The following is a 16,181-nucleotide window of genomic DNA, read 5'->3' on the forward strand; positions in this document are numbered from 1 at the left end:
AACCCCACCGACCTTGTCCGTACGTTCGCCTGGTCATGAACCTCGCCCCTGTCGCTTCCGCCTGCCTGCTGGCGCCCTTCCCTGCACCGCCACCAATCCGTACGCTGGCGTGCATGGATGGCCGAGATGCCAGCGACGAAGCCCTGATGCTCGCCTATGCCGCTGGCGAAACGGCGGCGTTCGAGCAACTGTATGCCCGCCATCGAAGCAGACTGTACCGCTACCTCCTGCGTCAGTTGCGCGACAACGCATTGGCGGACGAGTTCTTCCAGGACGTCTGGCAGCGTGTGATTTCCGCCCGCGCCGGCTGGAAACCCGATGCCGGTTTCGCCACCTGGCTGTACACCATCGCCCATCACCGGCTGGGCGACCATTGGCGTAGCCTGAAGCACCGCCCGGCGGCACCGCTGGACGCGGATGAACGCACCGCACGCGTGGCCGATCCAGACACGCCGGAGCGGGTATTGTCCGAATTCGAACGCCGCCGCCAATTGCAACTGGCGCTGGACGACCTGCCCGAGGAACAACGCGAGGTACTGCTGTTGCGGTTGGAACAGGAGCTGACGCTGGAGGAAATCGGCGACATCACCGGTGTTGGCCGGGAGACGGTCAAGTCGCGCCTGCGCTATGCCATGGACAAACTTCGTTCGAGGCTGCCGGCATGAACCGCCATCCGCCGCCGCCCAACGAACGACTGGATGCCGAGGAACGCGCACTGGCCGCGCAGTTGCCGCGTGCGCATGGCCGCAGCGAGCCCGGCCCGGAACTGGATGCGCGCATCCTTGCGGCCGCGCAGGCGGCCGTGCATTGGCAATCGCCACCAAATCGCCGACGCAGGAGCTGGATCGCGCCGGTCGCCGTGGCGGCGTCGCTGGTGCTGGCGCTGGGCCTGGCTTGGCAGTTGCGCCCGCCGCCGACACCCGAATACCACGCGCAAGCCACGGATGCCGCAGCCGCGGCTCCGGCTGCGGGCGCTGTGGTCGCACGTACCTTCTCAGCGCCACCCGCACCCGAAGCGCAGGTGGCGCAGGTACCCGCCGCCACGATCGAGTCGAAACCGGCCCCGATACCTGCACCGCACGCAGTAGTCGCCAAGCAGGCATCGGCACCCGCCGCAATTGCCGATATCGCGGAAGTTGCCGCACCGACGGCGGCACCACCGCCACCTGCGCCACCCGCCCCACCAGCAGCGGTCGTTGCGCAGGATGCCGCCGCCAAGCCGCGAGCGGCGCAGTCCGCCGCTACATCCGCACCCGCCCCAGCGCCGGCGATGGCGATGGCGAAGGCCGCACGCGCCAGCGATACCACCCGCGAGCGGATCACGGTTTCCGGCACGGCTGCGGAGGAGCGCGTTGAACAGGACGAAGCGGACAGGGCCGCGAATGCCGCCATGCTGGATGCCGTCGGCGCCGACGATCCCGGCGTCGAAGTGCCGCCGGCCACCGCGGATTCGCCCGTTGTGCGCGATGCCTGGTTGCGTCGCATCGGCGAATTGCTGGAGCAGGGCCATACCGAGGACGCCAAGGCCAGCCTGAAGGAATTCCGGCGCCGCTATCCCGATGCCGAATTGCCGCCGGAACTGCGCAAGCTCGGCCCCTGACGCCCACGCGTCGCGCGGCTAACATGCGCGAATGAATTCTCCTGCACAAGCGCCGGCCAAGGCGCCCATCGGTTCCCTGCGCGCACTCTGGCCATTCGTGCGCCGCCACCGCGGCCTGTTCATCGCCTGGCTGCTGGCGCTGGCGATATCCTCCAGCGCCTCGCTGAGCCTGCCGGTCGCGTTCCGCACCATGATCGACGACGGTTTCCGCAGCGGCAGCGCGGGCAGCATCGACCGTGCGTTCCTGCTGTTGTTCGCGGTGGCGCTGCTGCTGGCGCTCGGTACCGCCGCGCGCTTCTTCTTCGTCTCGTTGCTGGGCGAACGCGTGGTCGCCGATCTGCGCACGCAGCTGTATGCGCACCTGATCGGGTTGGATGCCGGCTTCCACGACCGCACCCGCAGCGGCGAACTGGTCTCGCGCCTGACCGCCGACGTCGAGCTGATCCGCAACGTGGTCGGCAGCGTGATGTCGATCGCCCTGCGCAGCACGATCACCGCCGTCGGCGCGCTGGTGATGCTGTTCGTCACCAGCCCGAAACTGGCGGCCTGGGCGCTGGTCGGCATTCCGGTCGCGGTGGTGCCGGTGATCATCGGCGCACGCATGATCCGCAAGATCTCGCGCAACAGTCAGGATCGCGTGGCGGATGCCAACGCGCTGGCCACCGAAACCCTGGGCGCGGTGCGCACGGTGCAGGCGCACGCGCGCGAGGACTACGAACGCGGCCGCTTCGCCACCGCCGTGGCCAATACCGTGGACACCGCGCGCAAGCGGATCGGCGCACAGTCGCTGATGACCGGCACCACTATCACCCTGTTCTTCGGCGCGATCACCCTGGTGCTGTGGTCGGGTGCGCACGACGTCATCGCCGGCCGCATGAGCGCCGGCACGCTGATCCAGTTCGTGCTGTACGCCCTGTTCGGTGGCGGTTCGGTGGCGGCACTGGCCGAGGTCTGGAACGAGCTGCAGAAGGCCGCCGGCGGCATGGGCCGGATCAACGAGCTGCTGCAGGAGGACTCGGAGGTCGTCGCCCCTGCGCAGCCCACGCCACTACCGGTGCCGGTACGCGGCGACATCGTGTTCGATGCGGTCACCTTCCACTACCCGCAGCGCCCGGATACCGCAGCACTGCGGGATTTCAGCCTGCGCGTGCAGCCCGGCGAAACCATTGCCCTGGTCGGCCCGTCCGGCGCCGGCAAGAGCACGGTGTTCTCGCTGCTGCTGCGTTTCCACGACCCGCAGACCGGCCGCATCTCGCTGGACGGCATCGACGTGCGCGACCTCGACCCGCATGCGCTTCGCGATGCGATCGCGTTGGTGCCGCAGTCGCCCACCATCTTCGCCACCACGGCGATGGACAACATCCGCTACGGCAAGCTGGAAGCCAGCGATGCACAAGTACGCAAGGCGGCCGAATCCGCCGAAGCCGACGAATTCCTGGACACGCTACCGGAAGGCTTCGCCAGCGAGTTGGGCGAACGCGGCGCGCGCCTGTCCGGCGGACAGCAGCAACGCGTCGCCATTGCCCGCGCACTACTGAAGGACGCGCCGATCCTGCTGCTGGACGAAGCGACTTCCGCACTCGACGCGCAAAGCGAACGCGCCGTGCAGCACGCGCTGGAGAACCTGATGGCCGGGCGCACCACGCTCGTGATCGCGCACCGGCTGGCGACCATCCTCAAGGCTGACCGCATCGTGGTGATGGAGGCCGGCCGCATCGTCGCCGATGGCACCCACGAGCAATTGCTGGCACAGGGTGGCCTGTACGCCGAGCTGGCGAAACTGCAGTTCCTCGACTGAGCACGCACGCATGGCGACGGTCCTGATCACCGGTGGTTCCGGCTTCATCGGCAGCCACGCCATCCTGCAAGCGCTGGCCGCCGGCCACGACGTGCGTACCACCGTGCGCAGCCTGCAACGCGAAGGCGAACTGCGCGCACTACTGCATGCGAACGGCGCCGATGCCGACGACCGCCTGCGTTTCTTCGCGGCAGACCTTACCCGCGATGCAGGCTGGGCCGATGCGGCTGCCGGTTGCGACTACGTCCTGCACATCGCCTCGCCATTCCCCACCGGCATTCCCAAGCACGAAGACGAGTTGATCGTGCCCGCGCGCGACGGCGCCCTGCGCGCACTGCGCGCGGCGCGCGATGCCGGGGTGAAACGCGTGGTGCTGACCTCGTCGTTCGCCGCCATCGGTTACGGCCATCCGCAGCAGCAAGCGCCGTTCGACGAAACCACGTGGACGAATCTCGACGGCCCCATCGCGGCTTACACCAAATCGAAAACACTGGCCGAACGCGCGGCCTGGGACTTCATCGCCCGCGAAGGCGGCGGACTCGAGTTGTCGGTGGTGAATCCTGTCGGCGTATTTGGCCCGGTGCTCGGCCCTGACTACGCCACTTCGATCCAGTTGGTGCAGCGGCTGATGGACGGCGCCCTGCCCGGCTGCCCGAAACTGCGCTTCGGCGTGGTCGACGTACGCGACGTGGTCGACCTGCACCTGCGCGCGATGACCGCTCCGGCGGCGAACGGCGAACGCTTCCTGGCCGTGGCCGGCAGTTTCATGCGCGTGCAGGCGATGGCGCTGGCATTGAAAGCACGCCTGGGCGATGCCGCACGCAAGGTGCCGACGCGCGAACTGCCCAGCTGGCTTGTGCGGTTGGTGGCACTGGCCGATCCGACCGTGCGCCAGATCGTGCCCGACCTCGACAAATACAAGAACGCCACCGCCGACAAGGCACGGCGCGTGCTGGGCTGGTCGCCGCGCAGCAACGAAGACGCGCTGGCCGCGACTGCGGAAAGCCTGTTGCGGCTGGGTTTGCTGAAGCGCTGACCGCCACCATAAAAAAGCCCCGCACGAGGCGGGGCCTGAAATTCCTGTGCGCGATTGCAATCAGGCGGGCTTGACCCCGGTGGCTTGCGCACCCTTTGCGCCCTGGGTGACTTCGAAGCTGACCCGCTGGCCTTCCTGCAGGCTGCGGAAACCCGTGGAATCGATCGCGGAAAAATGCACGAACAGATCCGCACTGCCGTCCTCGGGGGTGATGAAGCCGAAGCCCTTGGCGTCGTTGAACCACTTCACGGTACCGTTTTGCATGGTGCGATGACCTCTAGCATGATCGTTTGCGGGAACGTGCCGCGCGTCTGCGGCACGGCGCGAGTATGCAACAACCGGGCGCGCATGCAATGCCCTGCGCTCATTCCATCGGATTCGCGTGCAATGCCGCGCCCAGCGCCGCGATGAAGTCTTGCTCCAGACGATAGCGCCGCCACCAGCCATGTTGGGTGCCGGAAAGCACGCGCAACATGTGCCCCCGCGCCAGCGGCAAACGGCCGGCTGGCAGGAAGGCCAGGTCGCGCAATCGCGCTACCCCATCGTGTGCGGACTGGAACAGCGGGGTGAGCCAGCGGCTGTAGCGATGGTAGGCGGCAAGATGCGCGCGACGTTCGCGTTCATAGGCATTCAGCGCGTCTGCCGATACCGCTACATCGCCCAAGTGCGCGGCCAACGCCACGGCATCCACCAGCGCCATGTTCACGCCCTGCCCCAGCTGCGGACTCATCGCGTGCGCGGCATCGCCCAGCAAGACTGCACGGCCCCGCCACCAGCGTCTCGGGATGGCATCACGATAGGCGGCGCGCGCCAGCCAGGCGATATCGAACTGATCGCCCAACCGCTCCCGCGCCTGCGGCCATAACGCGTCGAGTTGCTGTAGCCAAGCGTCGCGGCCAGCCTTGCGCCAGTCCTCGAAATCGCCGACCGGCAAACTCCAGAAGAAACTCAGTTTGCGCACCGGATCGGCAGGCGTGATACCCACCGGCAACATGCCTGCCATCTGCCGCGCCAGCCGATAACGCTGGCTCAATTCGCGGCGCCAAGGCCAATCGCCTTCGGGCAACAGGCACCACAGCGCGCCCCAGGGATAGGGCCGATCGATGCGTGTCTCGGTCACCTGCGCGCGCAAGTTCGAGGCCGCGCCGTCCGCCACGATCACCTGGTCGTACGGGCCATGCCAGTTGCCCAATGCATCACGCACACGCCCGGCATCGCAATCCAGTTCGACGATGCTGCAACCAGCGTGCAGCTGGATGCCGGTTTCCCCCGCAATCGCGCGATGCAGCAGGGCGAAAAGAGCACCACGCTGCATGCCGATGCCGGTCAGCCGCGGATCAAGATCGGCATAGCGCATATCCATGACTGCGCGGCCTGCCGCGGTCTCGCCGTACAAGCACTCGATCGGCGCACCCAGCGCGCAGGCAGCATCCAGCAACCCCAATCGCCACAGCGCCTGCAAGCCGGTCGGTTGCAGCAGGAAGCCGGCACCTACCGGCCCCGGATCGGCGACCCGCTCGAAGATTTCAACTTGCTCGCCTTGGCGTGCCAATGCCAATGCAGCGGCCTGGCCACCGCTGCCGTAACCGACGATGGCGACACGCCTCCTCGCCATAACGCGATCAGCCGGCCAACATCGCCCGCAGCAAACGCGCCGCGTCGTCCATCGCTGTTGCCACGTTGTCCAGCACATCCTGCAGGGTGATCACTTCGTCGGGATCGGGGCCGGCACCCGCCGCCCAATTGGCGACGATGGCCAGGCAGGCGTAATCCAGCCCGAGTTCGCGCGCCAACCCGGCTTCCGGCATGCCGGTCATGCCGACCAGGTCGCAGCCGTCGCGGCGCATGCGCGCGATCTCGGCCTTGGTTTCCAGGCGTGGGCCTTGTGTGGCGCCGTAGCAGCCGGCATCGACCAGGGCCACGCCGGCTCGTTTCGATGCGGCGATGACTTCGGCGCGCAGCGCAGGCGTGTACGGATCGCCGAAATCGACGTGCAACACCTCGGTGCCGGGTTCTTCGCACAAGGTACTGATGCGTCCCCAGGTGTAGTCGATCAATTGATCCGGGCAGGCCAGTACGCGCGGGCCGCATTGTTCGGTGATGCCGCCCACGGTGTTCAACGCCAGCACGCGCGTCGCACCGATGGCTTTCAATGCAGCGAGGTTCGCGCGGTAGTTGATCTTGTGCGGCGGCAGCGAATGACCTTCGCCATGCCGCGCGAGGAAGGCGACGCGCTTGCCGGCATAGGTGCCGACACGGATCGGCCCGGACGGCGCACCGTATTGCGTGACAGGCTGGTGGGTTTCGACATCGGCCAGCTCGCCGAGCGCGTAAACGCCCGTGCCACCGATGACAGCGAGGTCGATGGCCATGCTCATTCGCCCAGTGCGTAAATCGCCGGCAGGTTGCGGCCCTGCTCGTGGAAATCCATGCCGTAACCGAACACGTACGCATCCGGCACCTGCACGCCCACATGGTCGGCGCTGATGCCGTCCACGCAACGGTCATGCACCTTCTCGGCCAGCACCGCGATCCGCACCTCGGCCGCGCCCTGGTCTTCGCACCAGTGCTTGATCGCGAGCAAGGTATGGCCTTCGTCGAGGATGTCGTCCGCCAGCAGCACCTTGCGTCCGCGCAGCGGCGTGGCCGGGCGATGCAGCCACGCAAGCCCGGAGCCGCTGGTCTGCCCGCGATAGCGAGTGGCATGCAGGTAATCGAACTCGAGGTCGAGCCCACGTTCGCCAAGCGCGAATGCCAGTTGCGCGGCGAACGGCAAACCGCCGTTCATCACCGTCAGGTACACCGGGACTTCGCCATCGGCGTATTCGCCGCGAATGTCATCGGCGATCCGCTCGATCGACGCTTCCAGCACCTCGCGGTCGTGGACCACGTGCGAATTGGCCAATGCCTCGGCAAGCTTGGGTGCGCTCATGTCGCGTTCGCCTCGTCGTTCGCGCCGGAGGTGACTCCGACATCATGGGTGGAGACCGGCACCTCGCCGATCCGCGCCTGCGCATTGCCGTAACGCGCGTCCGCCAGCAAGGCATCCCATCCCGGCGCCGCGCGACCCATCATCCCGGCCAGGCCGGACGTCGCCAGCGGGCGATCCTCGACCGCGCGCAACGCTTCTTCCACCAGGTCCGGATGGCAGACCGGCACCGCATCGCAGCCTGCATCCAGGTGCGCATCGATGCGCGCCTTGACCCCGCCCGCACCGAAGGCGGCGGCCATGCCGATGTCGTCGGCGAATACCACGCCGCGGAAACCCATGTCCTCGCGCAGGATTTCCTTGATCCAGCGCGGCGAATAACCAGCCGGTTCCGGCGCGACCTGCGGGTAAGTCACGTGCGCCATCATCACTGCCTCCGCGCCCGCCTCAATGCCGGCCGCGAACGGCACGAGATCGAGGGCGCGTATCTGCTCCAGCGAACGATCGTCGATCGCGACTTCGTAATGGGTGTCTTCCGGCACCGAGCCGTGACCGGGGAAATGCTTGAGGGTCGCCGCCATGCCGGCACTGTGCATGCCGTCGACATAGGCGCGCGTGAACGCGGCGACCACCTGCGGGTCCGGCGAGAACGCGCGGTTGCCGATGGCGCGGTTGCCGCGACCCAGATCCACCACCGGCGCGAAGCTGAGGTCGAGGCCGGTCGCGCGGATCTCGCTGGCCATCAGCCAGGCGTGTTCGCGCGCGAGTTCGAGCGCAGTATCCGCGTCGCGCCGGTACAGCGCATCGAAGCCCTCCAGCGGCGGCAACTTGCTGTAGCCGTCGCGGAAGCGCTGCACGCGCCCGCCTTCCTGGTCCACGCAGAGCAGCATCGGTCGTGGCGCGGCTTCGCGGATCGATTGGGTGAGTTCCGTGACCTGTGCCTTCGAGGCGAAGTTGCGCAGGAACAGGATCACCCCGGCGCAGCCTTCATGCTGCAGCCAATCGCGTTCGCGCGCGCTGAGTTCGTGTCCGGAGACGCCGATGACCAACATCAGTCTGCTTCCTTCAGATCGGTGGCGAGGCGCTCGTCCTCGCGCCATTGCGAATACGGACGCGAGGCCAATGCCAGATTGTAGTAGCGCTGCGCATGGGTCGCTTCCACGCCCATCCACGCAGGCGTTGCGAAGACTTCATCGACGCTGCCCAACTCGATCTCGGCGACTACCAGGCCGGCGTTGTCGCCGAGGAATTCATCGATTTCCCACAGGTGCCCGGCGTGTTGGACGTAGTGCCGGCGCTTGTCGATCTTGCCGCCCACGCACAGCGCCAGCAGCGCACGTGCGTCGGCTACCGGGATCTCGTAGTCGAATTCCTGCCGGCTCGGCCCCGCTTCGCGCGATTTGATGTTGAGGAAGGCCGCATCGCCTTCGATGCGCACGCGCACCGAAGTCTGCATTGCGCTGGAATCGACCATGGCGAGGTCATTGAGATAGCCCTGCGCCATCGGCACGATCTTGTGCGCGGCGGATCGCCAACTGTCGTTGATAAGCAGGAACTTGCGTTCGATTTCGATGCCCATACTCAGCCCTTCTTCGGCGGATCGAACACGGCGATGGATTCGACATGCGCAGTGTGCGGAAACATGTCCATGACACCTGCTTCGCGTAGCGTCCAGCCTGCTTCGTTGACGAGGTAGCCGGCATCGCGGGCCAGCGAGCCCGGATGGCAGCTCACGTAGACGATCCGCTTCAGGCCCTTCAGCGGCAGCTGCTTCAGCACCTCGATCGCACCGGAACGCGCCGGATCCAACAGCAGCTTGTCGAACCCGGCCTTGAGCCACGGTTGCGCGGCCAAATCCTGGGAAAGGTCGGCGGCATGGAACTGCACATTGGTCAAACCGTTGTGCGCGGCATTGGCACGGGCGCGCTGCACCAGTCCGGCTTCGCCTTCCACGCCGACGACCTCACCATCGCCCGATGCACGTGCCAGCGGCAGGGTGAAGTTGCCCAATCCGCAGAACAGGTCCAGCACGCGTTCGCCCGGCTGCACGTCCAGCAACTCCAGCGCGCGCGCGATCATCGCCTCATTGAGCTTCGCATTGACCTGGATGAAATCCAGCGGGCGGAACAGCAGTTCGATGTCCCACTGCGGCAGGCGGAACGACAGCTGCGGCGCATCGCCCGACAGCGAATGCACGGAGTCGTTGCCGCCCGGCTGCAGGAAGATGGTGAATCCTTCCGCTGCAGCGAAAGCCTCGAGCTTGGCCTTGTCGGCATCGGACAGGGGCTGCAGGTGGCGGAAGACCAGCGCGATATGCGCGTCGCCGGTGATGAATTCGATCTGCGGGATGTCGCGGCGCGCGTCCAGGCCATCGACCAGCGCGCCGAGTGCCGCAACCTTGAAGCCGAGCTGCGGCACCACGACATGGCATTCGCCGATATCGGCGACAAAGCGCGGATCCTGCTCGCGGAAGCCGACCAGGGTCTTGTCCTTTTTCTCGACCCGGCGCACCGAGAAGCGGCCCTTGCGGCGATAGCCCCAACTGTCGCCGCGCAACGGCGGCAATACAGATGCCGGCGTTACGTGGCCGATGCGCTGCAGGTTGTCCAGCAACTGGCGCTGCTTGGCGTCGATCTGTTTGTCTTCGGCGAAATGCTGCAGCACGCAGCCGCCGCAGGTACCGAAGTGCGGACAGCGCGGTTCGACGCGATCCGGCGATGCCTCGAGTACTTCCAGTGTCTTCGCCTCGTCGAAATGTCGCGACCGCGCGGTCTGCTGCACGCTTACGGTTTCGCCGGGCAGCGCGCCGGACACGAACACGGTCTTGCCGGCGTTGGCATGGCCTTCCGGCCAACGCGCAACGCCACGGCCATCGTGGCCGAGATTAACGATGGAAACGGTCTTGGGGGAGTGATCGAGACGGGCCACGGGATCTTGCGATATGAATGGCCGACTATTGTCGCATCCCGCAAAAGCGAACGGCCCGCCGAAGCGGGCCGTTGTGGGCAAGCCGGGTTATTTCTGTTTCCAGCCGCCGCCACTCTGGTACCACCAGCCGCTGCGGGCGCTGTCCACCCACTGCTTGGCGAACACGTCGCGGATCTGGCTTTCCCACTCCGGATGGCCGTTGGCCACCGCGACTTCACGGTAGACCGCCTTGCGGTCGCGGTTGTCGTCGGCTACCGCGGCATTCATGGATACGCGATCCTTCAGCTCCAACTTGCCGGCATCGCGCACGCTGATCAGGCCGTCGCTGGTGAAGCCCAGCGCACCGCTGTCGAATCCGTCACGCAGCGTGCTGTTGAAGCGCGACTCCATGCGGCCCTGGATCGCCTGGATCGCCGGGGTCTTGATGCTGATGTCCGGCGCGGACTGCGCCTGCGCACTGCCGATGCCGAGCAGCATCCACGGGTCGAAATCGAAGCGATCCTGCAGCATGGCCATGCCGCCGCCGCTACTGTCCTTGATCTCGACTTTATCGGCCTCGTCGATTACCTTCTCGACGAACTCGCGCGCCGCCGCCTTGGCTTCCGCCGCCGGGAAATAGACATTGATGGTCACGCAGGCGGTGAGCAGCAATGCGCCCACGACCGGTACCCCGAACCACTGTTTCATTGCATTGCTCCTCAAGCGGCATGCTTTCAAACGACTACTTCACGACCGGTTTCACATCGCCCGACCCGACCGCCGCCAAGCGTTCGACAAGGGTGGGCCAATCCACCTGCTTGTTGAAGCCGACCACGCTCAGGCGCGGGAGCCCGGCACCTTCCACGATAGTAAAGGCGTTGTTACCTGAATGGAGGCCTGACATCACGCAGACTTCGTTCGCCAACCGACAGCCGATGCCGATCCGCCGATAACCGAAATCGTCGAACAGGCCGATCAACTGGCCCTGCAGGCTGGTCACGAAACTGGCATCGCCCACGCTGCTGATGTTCTGCACCGCGCGCTGGCTGATGCGTTGCTTCACGCCGGGACGTTCGTCGGTGATGAAACGCGCGTTGAACGCGACCGGCGTCCAATCGACCAGGCGCAGGCCGTCGATGCGGCCATCGATGCGCCCGGTGATGCTGCCGAAACCCAGCACTTCGGTCAGCCGCAGCAGGTCGAGATCATCGAGGGCGATATCCGCGCTCAGGCTGGGCGCGCTGCCGAACGGGCGCTCCAGCGCCAGCGAAGAGAATGCGACGCGGCCATCGAACAACTGCATCGACAGGCCACCGTCGAAATCGACGCGCTCGTTGGCGTAGTGCGCGTTCGGGATGGTGCCGCTAAGCCGGCCCTGGAATGCCGGCAGCCCGATCGCCTGCGAGACGCGACCGAAATCGATATCGTCCAGCACCAACGCGAAGCGGATATCGGCACCTGCCTCGCCCTGTGGCGGACGGATGGTGAGATCACGGAAGGTCATCGTGCCGCCCATCAACGGCACCGTGGCGTCCTCGCGGAAACGCAGCAGGCCATCGCTGCTTGCGAACGGCAGGCGCGCGGCATCGAAATCCAACCCGTAGAGTTTCCCGCGTTGCCAGCGCAGTTCGCTCTGCACCGGCGCTCCTGCCGAATAGCGCACGTCGCCCTGCAGGCCATCGAACACGAAGCGCTCGTTCGGGTCGCGCAGGTCGACGCCATGCACTCGGGCATCCGCGACCTGCAGCCGTCCATCGCGTAGCTGCACGTGCATGTCCATCGCGCCGTGCAGGTCGACCTCGCCCAGGCCGAACAGGCCCAGCCAGCCGGACAGATAACGTTGCCGCAACGGCGACATGTCGCTGCTGTGCACCTGCATGTCCAGCGCCTGCAGGCTGGCATCGCTGGCGAAACTGGCGCTGCCTTCGGCTGTCAGCGCGTCGCCGTCGCGCCATTCGATGCGCGGCAATTCCCAGCCATTGCCAGCATGCTGCATGGCATCGATGCGCAAGCCCACCGGCGTGGCCGGCAAGGCGACATAGGTGTTGCCCGCGAGGAATTCGCCGCCGCGCAGCTCGCCATCCAATGCGAGCAGCGACAACGCAGGCGTGGTGCGATAGTCGATGGCGAAACGACCTCCGAGCTTTTCCCCGGCGATGGAGGCATCGGCGGTTTCCAGACCGATGCCGCGCAGCGTAAGTGGGCCCGAAATCCGCAGGGGACGGCCCGTCGCTGCATCGATCATCAACTGCGCGTCGAACTCGCCGGATTTGAGATTCGCCTCCGGCCATGCTTTCGACATCAGCACCTGTGCCCACTGGATCGGCACGCGGGTGAGATCGAACGATGTCAGGTCGGGCGATGCGGCATTCCGATCCAGCGCGATCCGCGCCCCACCCTTCGACAGCGAAGCTTGCGTCGTGGCTGCATCGAAACGCACCGCCAACTGCAACGGCGCCGACGTGCCGGAGCGCAGCGCACCCGCGCACCGCCAGCCGTCCTTGCCCTCGCGCTGTAACGGGCAGCGCCAGTGCAGGTCGCGATAGCGATAGCCGAGATCGGGCGCTTCCACATTCCCCGCCCATAGCTGCAGTTCGCCGCTTTGGGCATCGGCTGCCCAGTCCACCCGCACGCGCACCTGCTCCAGTGTGGCGACCGGCGTGGTGATCTTGGCGATCTTCGCCTGCATGCTGCGCGCGGATGCGGGCATCGCGCCAAGCGCGGCCAGCAGGCACAGGGTTGCGGCTATGATCGGTCGCGACATGCCGGCAGCATACAAACACCGGATCACGAAACGATGAATCGATCCCCGAATACGTTGCCAACGCTACTACTGGTCGAGGACGACCCGGTCAGCGCGGTGTTCCTGCGCGATGCCGCAGCTGCTCTTCCTGCCGAGGTGGACGCGGCCGGCAGCATCGCCGAGGCGATGGCCGCAGCCTCCCTGCGCAGGCACGATTTGTACCTGATCGATGCCAACCTGCCGGACGGGCGTGGCGAAGTCCTGCTGCAGGAACTGCGCCGGCGTGGCCTCATCGCACCGGCGTTGGCGCACACCGCCGCGCGCGATACGGCGATCCGCGAGCGCCTGCTTGCCGCCGGTTTCGTGGACATGGTGAGCAAGCCGTTGGGCGTGGCCGAGTTGCATGCAGCCCTGCGTCCACATCTCGCCATCGCGCCTCCGACCTGCGGCAAACAGCCGAATTGGGACGATGACGCCGCACTGGCCGCACTCGGTGGCCAGCGGGCGCATGTCGATGCACTGCGCGGGCTGTTCCTCAAGGAATTACCCGGCCAGCGCCAACGCATCGAGGCAGCGGCCGCCGGCGGCGATGAAGCTGCGATTCGTGAAGAACTGCATCGACTGGTGGCTAGCTGCGGTTTCGTGGGCGCGGCGCGCTTGGCGGCGGCGGTGCGCGAACTGCAGTCGGTGCCGCTGGATGCCCAAGCATTTCAGCGGCTGGATTTTGCGATGGATGACTTGCTTGGACCTGCCTGAGCGAGAAACGGGGTCAGAGTGAATTTTGCGCCGATCCAGAGCGGTATTGCCGGAACACCCGGTCGCAAAACTTCACTCTGACCCCGTTTCTCTTCCCGCTTCTCCGCGCCGGCCGAGCCGCCCCAGCTCGCCCATCATGTCCCACGATTTCAAGCCGCGCCCGCCCAGATGGTGCAGCAACACCGCACGCAACGGCAGGCGCAGGCTAGCGATATCGTCCGAGGGCGGCAGCGTGTCGTCGGCCAGCGCCAGCAAGGCCTGTCCGGTGGCGGAATCGCGACGTTCGCCCGTGCGTTCGCTCAATACGCGATACGGCCCCTGCTCGGGATCCAGGCGATAGCGCGCGGCGGGATCGACCGGCACGCCATCGACATCACTGCCGAAATCAAAGCCAAAACCCAGCGCTTCGAGCAGGTCGCGCTCGAATCGGCGCAATGTCCAGGCCAGCGGCGCGCCAGCGCGCAAGCACTCGCGCACACGTGCGTAAACCGCATGTAGTTCCGCCTGCGGGTCGTGGCGCGGCGCCAGGCGCAGGCAAAGTTCGTTGATGTAGAACGCCGCCATCGCGGCATCACCATGCAGCAACGGGGCGGCATCCACGGCCTCGGCCGCGGTCAACTGCGCCAATTCACCGCGCTGCACGGCATCGAAACGAATGGATTGCAGCGGCTGCAGGGCTGCACGCAGCACATGCCGCTTCGGCCCCTGCACGCCGCGCGCAACCAGGCCGATGCGGCCGTGTTCCGCACTGAGGACTTCCACCAGCAGGCTGGTTTCGCGCCAGGCCCGCGCATGCAGCACGAACGCAGGCTCGGCGACGAAGCGCATGCTCAGTCGTGGTAGCCCAGCGCACGCAACGCGGCTTCGTCGTCGCTCCAGCCTTCGCGCACGCGTACCCAGGTCTGCAGGAACACCTTGCTGTCGAACAGGCGTTCCATTTGCAGGCGTGCGCGACTGCCGATCTCGCGCAGTCGCTCGCCGGCCTTGCCGATCACGATCGCTTTCTGGCCGTCGCGCTCGACCCAGATCACCGCGTCGATGCGGTAGACGGGTTGCCGACCGGTCAGGTCTTCCTCGAATTTCTCGACCTCGACGGTGGTCGCATACGGCAGTTCCTCGCCCAGCTGGCGCATCAGTTGCTCGCGTACCAGTTCGCCAGCGAGAAAGCGCTGGCTCTTGTCGGTGATCTCGTCCTCGGCGTACATCGGCGGCGCTTCGGGCATCAAGTCCAGCAGGGTTTGCACCAGCGGCTCCAGGCCCTTGCGCTTGAGTGCGGACAGCGGATGCACGGCGGCGAACTCGCGGCCCTCGCTGACCTTGGCGATGAACGGCAGCAACTCGCCCTTGTCCTTGATCTTGTCGACCTGGTTGACTACCAGCACCACCGGCACGCCGGCATCGCGCAGCGCGTCGTAGGCCAGGCCGTCCTCGGCATCCCAGCGGCCGGCCTCGATCACCAGCACCGCCGCATCCACGCCTTCCAGCGCACCGCGCGCGGCGCGATTCATCATCCGGTTCATCGCCTTGCCGGAACGCTTGCCCTGTTCGCCGTGGATGCCGGGCGTATCAACAAGCTGCAGCTGGCCGCCCGGGAAGGTAGCGATGCCGAGCAGCCGGTGGCGTGTGGTCTGCGGTCGGTTGGAGGTGATGCTGATCTTGGCGCCGACCAATGCATTGACCAACGTCGACTTGCCGACGTTGGGGCGACCGATGACCGCAACGGCACCACTGCGCTGTGTTTCCGTACTCATTTTTCGATGACCCGTAGCGCGGCTTCCGCCGCTTGTTGTTCCGCGGCGCGGCGTGAACTGCCCTCGCCTTCGGTATGAACGGCCGGTTCGGCCAAGGTGCAACTCACACGAAAGATACGTGCATGGTCGTCGCCACTTTCCTCGACCAGCGCATACACCGGCAATACGTGCTGGCGTGCCTGCAACCATTCCTGCAAGCGCGTCTTCGCGTCCTTACCAACCTTGTTCGGTGGAGGCAAGGCATCAATCAGCGGTGCAAACCACGGCAGCACCACTGCACGACAGGCTTCAAAACCGGCATCCAAGTGGATCGCCGCGACCAGTGCTTCCAACGCGTCGGCCAGGATCGAATCGCGGCGATGGCCGCCGGTCTTCATTTCGCCCGGGCCCAACACCAGGTGCTCGCCAAGCTTGAGCTCGCGGGCGAGGCCGGCCAGCGCGGATTCGCGCACCAACTCCGCGCGGGCGCGGGTGAGCGCGCCTTCATCGGCCTTTGGCCAATGCACATAAAGCGCCTCGGCGACGAACTGGTTGACCAGTGCGTCACCGAGGAATTCAAGGCGTTCGTTGTGCGGACTGCCGGCGCTGCGGTGGGTCAGCGCTTGGGCGAGCAAGGCTGGGGCAGCGAATGAGTGTCCGGCAAATTCCCGCGGCAACGCAG

17 protein-coding genes are annotated in these 16,181 nt (G+C 66.3%); 5 read left to right on the top strand and 12 right to left on the bottom strand.

The window, feature by feature from the left end; genetic code table 11:
• The first annotated feature begins 113 nt into the window (after positions 1–113).
• The 4 genes from G7079_RS09585 to G7079_RS09600 are packed head-to-tail and all read left to right on the top strand — an operon-like array spanning position 114 to position 4,434.
• Positions 114–665 carry an RNA polymerase sigma factor gene (locus tag G7079_RS09585; protein WP_166057908.1) on the top strand — a complete coding sequence of 184 codons (552 nt, stop codon included), beginning with the start codon at positions 114–116 and terminating at the stop codon, positions 663–665.
• On the top strand, positions 662–1,600 hold the full coding sequence (locus tag G7079_RS09590) for a hypothetical protein (RefSeq protein ID WP_166057093.1): 939 nt from the start codon (positions 662–664) through the stop codon (positions 1,598–1,600). Before G7079_RS09585 ends, G7079_RS09590 begins: the two co-directional genes overlap by 4 nt.
• Positions 1,601–1,631: 31 nt before the next feature.
• Positions 1,632–3,398: an ABC transporter transmembrane domain-containing protein gene (locus G7079_RS09595; protein ID WP_166057094.1), complete on the top strand. Its 1,767-nt coding sequence runs from the start codon at positions 1,632–1,634 to the stop codon at positions 3,396–3,398.
• A gap of 10 nt (positions 3,399–3,408) precedes the next feature.
• Positions 3,409–4,434 (top strand): NAD-dependent epimerase/dehydratase family protein, encoded by a 1,026-nt coding sequence (locus G7079_RS09600; protein ID WP_166057095.1) that lies wholly within the window; start codon positions 3,409–3,411, stop codon positions 4,432–4,434.
• A gap of 60 nt (positions 4,435–4,494) precedes the next feature.
• On the opposite strand, the gene G7079_RS09605 is transcribed toward G7079_RS09600, so the two are convergent.
• The 9 genes from G7079_RS09605 to G7079_RS09645 form a co-directional block, all read right to left on the bottom strand.
• Positions 4,495–4,698 carry a cold-shock protein gene (locus G7079_RS09605; protein ID WP_166057096.1) on the bottom strand — a complete coding sequence of 68 codons (204 nt, stop codon included), beginning with the start codon at positions 4,696–4,698 and terminating at the stop codon, positions 4,495–4,497.
• Between the two features lie 100 nt (positions 4,699–4,798).
• Positions 4,799–6,049: an NAD(P)/FAD-dependent oxidoreductase gene (locus G7079_RS09610; RefSeq protein WP_166057097.1), complete on the bottom strand. Its 1,251-nt coding sequence runs from the start codon at positions 6,047–6,049 to the stop codon at positions 4,799–4,801.
• 7 nt (positions 6,050–6,056) lie between these two features.
• Entirely contained in the window at positions 6,057–6,812 is a 756-nt protein-coding gene (locus G7079_RS09615) for an S-methyl-5'-thioinosine phosphorylase (RefSeq protein ID WP_166057098.1), read from the bottom strand.
• Positions 6,809–7,366, bottom strand: a complete 558-nt coding sequence (locus G7079_RS09620) for a hypoxanthine-guanine phosphoribosyltransferase (RefSeq protein ID WP_166057099.1) — start codon at positions 7,364–7,366, stop codon at positions 6,809–6,811. The genes G7079_RS09615 and G7079_RS09620 overlap by 4 nt, the downstream gene beginning before the upstream one ends.
• Positions 7,363–8,415, bottom strand: coding sequence for a beta-N-acetylhexosaminidase (gene nagZ, locus G7079_RS09625; protein WP_166057100.1), 1,053 nt, complete (start codon positions 8,413–8,415; stop codon positions 7,363–7,365). Before nagZ ends, G7079_RS09620 begins: the two co-directional genes overlap by 4 nt.
• Complete coding sequence (locus tag G7079_RS09630) at positions 8,415–8,942, bottom strand: CYTH domain-containing protein (RefSeq protein WP_166057101.1); 528 nt, start codon at positions 8,940–8,942, stop codon at positions 8,415–8,417. Before G7079_RS09630 ends, nagZ begins: the two co-directional genes overlap by 1 nt.
• Positions 8,943–8,944: 2 nt before the next feature.
• A complete protein-coding gene (gene rlmD, locus G7079_RS09635) occupies positions 8,945–10,291 on the bottom strand; it encodes a 23S rRNA (uracil(1939)-C(5))-methyltransferase RlmD (protein WP_166057103.1) in 1,347 nt (448 codons plus the stop codon).
• A gap of 87 nt (positions 10,292–10,378) precedes the next feature.
• The gene (locus G7079_RS09640) at positions 10,379–10,978 is read right to left on the bottom strand and encodes a YdbL family protein (protein ID WP_166057104.1); all 600 of its coding nucleotides are present in this window, start codon (positions 10,976–10,978) and stop codon (positions 10,379–10,381) included.
• 34 nt (positions 10,979–11,012) lie between these two features.
• Positions 11,013–13,034 carry a hypothetical protein gene (locus tag G7079_RS09645; RefSeq protein ID WP_166057105.1) on the bottom strand — a complete coding sequence of 674 codons (2,022 nt, stop codon included), beginning with the start codon at positions 13,032–13,034 and terminating at the stop codon, positions 11,013–11,015.
• A 33-nt stretch (positions 13,035–13,067) separates the two neighbouring features.
• On the opposite strand from G7079_RS09645, the gene G7079_RS09650 reads away from it, so the two are divergent.
• Complete coding sequence (locus G7079_RS09650; RefSeq protein ID WP_166057106.1) at positions 13,068–13,769, top strand: response regulator; 702 nt, start codon at positions 13,068–13,070, stop codon at positions 13,767–13,769.
• Between the two features lie 72 nt (positions 13,770–13,841).
• On the opposite strand, the gene recO is transcribed toward G7079_RS09650, so the two are convergent.
• The 3 genes from recO to rnc are packed head-to-tail and all read right to left on the bottom strand — an operon-like array spanning position 13,842 to position 16,176.
• Entirely contained in the window at positions 13,842–14,597 is a 756-nt protein-coding gene (gene recO, locus G7079_RS09655) for a DNA repair protein RecO (RefSeq protein ID WP_166057107.1), read from the bottom strand.
• A gap of 2 nt (positions 14,598–14,599) precedes the next feature.
• Complete coding sequence (gene era / locus G7079_RS09660) at positions 14,600–15,520, bottom strand: GTPase Era (protein ID WP_166057108.1); 921 nt, start codon at positions 15,518–15,520, stop codon at positions 14,600–14,602.
• Positions 15,517–16,176: a ribonuclease III gene (rnc, locus tag G7079_RS09665; protein WP_240906162.1), complete on the bottom strand. Its 660-nt coding sequence runs from the start codon at positions 16,174–16,176 to the stop codon at positions 15,517–15,519. The genes era and rnc overlap by 4 nt, the downstream gene beginning before the upstream one ends.
• Positions 16,177–16,181 lie beyond the last annotated feature (5 nt).

The sequence above is a fragment of the Thermomonas sp. HDW16 genome (genome assembly GCF_011302915.1).
Classification (GTDB): Bacteria; Pseudomonadota; Gammaproteobacteria; order Xanthomonadales; family Xanthomonadaceae; genus Thermomonas.

Excerpts from the sequence above, each read along its gene's own strand:
- G7079_RS09620 (WP_166057099.1), bottom strand. The coding sequence starts at position 7,366 with ATGAGCGCACCCAAGCTTGCCGAGGCATTGGCCAATTCGCACGTGGTC.
- era (WP_166057108.1), bottom strand. The coding sequence starts at position 15,520 with ATGAGTACGGAAACACAGCGCAGTGGTGCCGTTGCGGTCATCGGTCGC.
- G7079_RS09615 (WP_166057098.1), bottom strand. The coding sequence starts at position 6,812 with ATGAGCATGGCCATCGACCTCGCTGTCATCGGTGGCACGGGCGTTTAC.
- G7079_RS09595 (WP_166057094.1), top strand. The coding sequence starts at position 1,632 with ATGAATTCTCCTGCACAAGCGCCGGCCAAGGCGCCCATCGGTTCCCTG.
- G7079_RS09605 (WP_166057096.1), bottom strand. The coding sequence starts at position 4,698 with ATGCAAAACGGTACCGTGAAGTGGTTCAACGACGCCAAGGGCTTCGGC.
- G7079_RS09600 (WP_166057095.1), top strand. The coding sequence starts at position 3,409 with ATGGCGACGGTCCTGATCACCGGTGGTTCCGGCTTCATCGGCAGCCAC.
- G7079_RS09640 (WP_166057104.1), bottom strand. The coding sequence starts at position 10,978 with ATGAAACAGTGGTTCGGGGTACCGGTCGTGGGCGCATTGCTGCTCACC.
- G7079_RS09590 (WP_166057093.1), top strand. The coding sequence starts at position 662 with ATGAACCGCCATCCGCCGCCGCCCAACGAACGACTGGATGCCGAGGAA.
- G7079_RS09630 (WP_166057101.1), bottom strand. The coding sequence starts at position 8,942 with ATGGGCATCGAAATCGAACGCAAGTTCCTGCTTATCAACGACAGTTGG.
- G7079_RS09610 (WP_166057097.1), bottom strand. The coding sequence starts at position 6,049 with ATGGCGAGGAGGCGTGTCGCCATCGTCGGTTACGGCAGCGGTGGCCAG.
- G7079_RS09645 (WP_166057105.1), bottom strand. The coding sequence starts at position 13,034 with ATGTCGCGACCGATCATAGCCGCAACCCTGTGCCTGCTGGCCGCGCTT.
- recO (WP_166057107.1), bottom strand. The coding sequence starts at position 14,597 with ATGCGCTTCGTCGCCGAGCCTGCGTTCGTGCTGCATGCGCGGGCCTGG.
- nagZ (WP_166057100.1), bottom strand. The coding sequence starts at position 8,415 with ATGTTGGTCATCGGCGTCTCCGGACACGAACTCAGCGCGCGCGAACGC.
- G7079_RS09650 (WP_166057106.1), top strand. The coding sequence starts at position 13,068 with ATGAATCGATCCCCGAATACGTTGCCAACGCTACTACTGGTCGAGGAC.
- G7079_RS09585 (WP_166057908.1), top strand. The coding sequence starts at position 114 with ATGGATGGCCGAGATGCCAGCGACGAAGCCCTGATGCTCGCCTATGCC.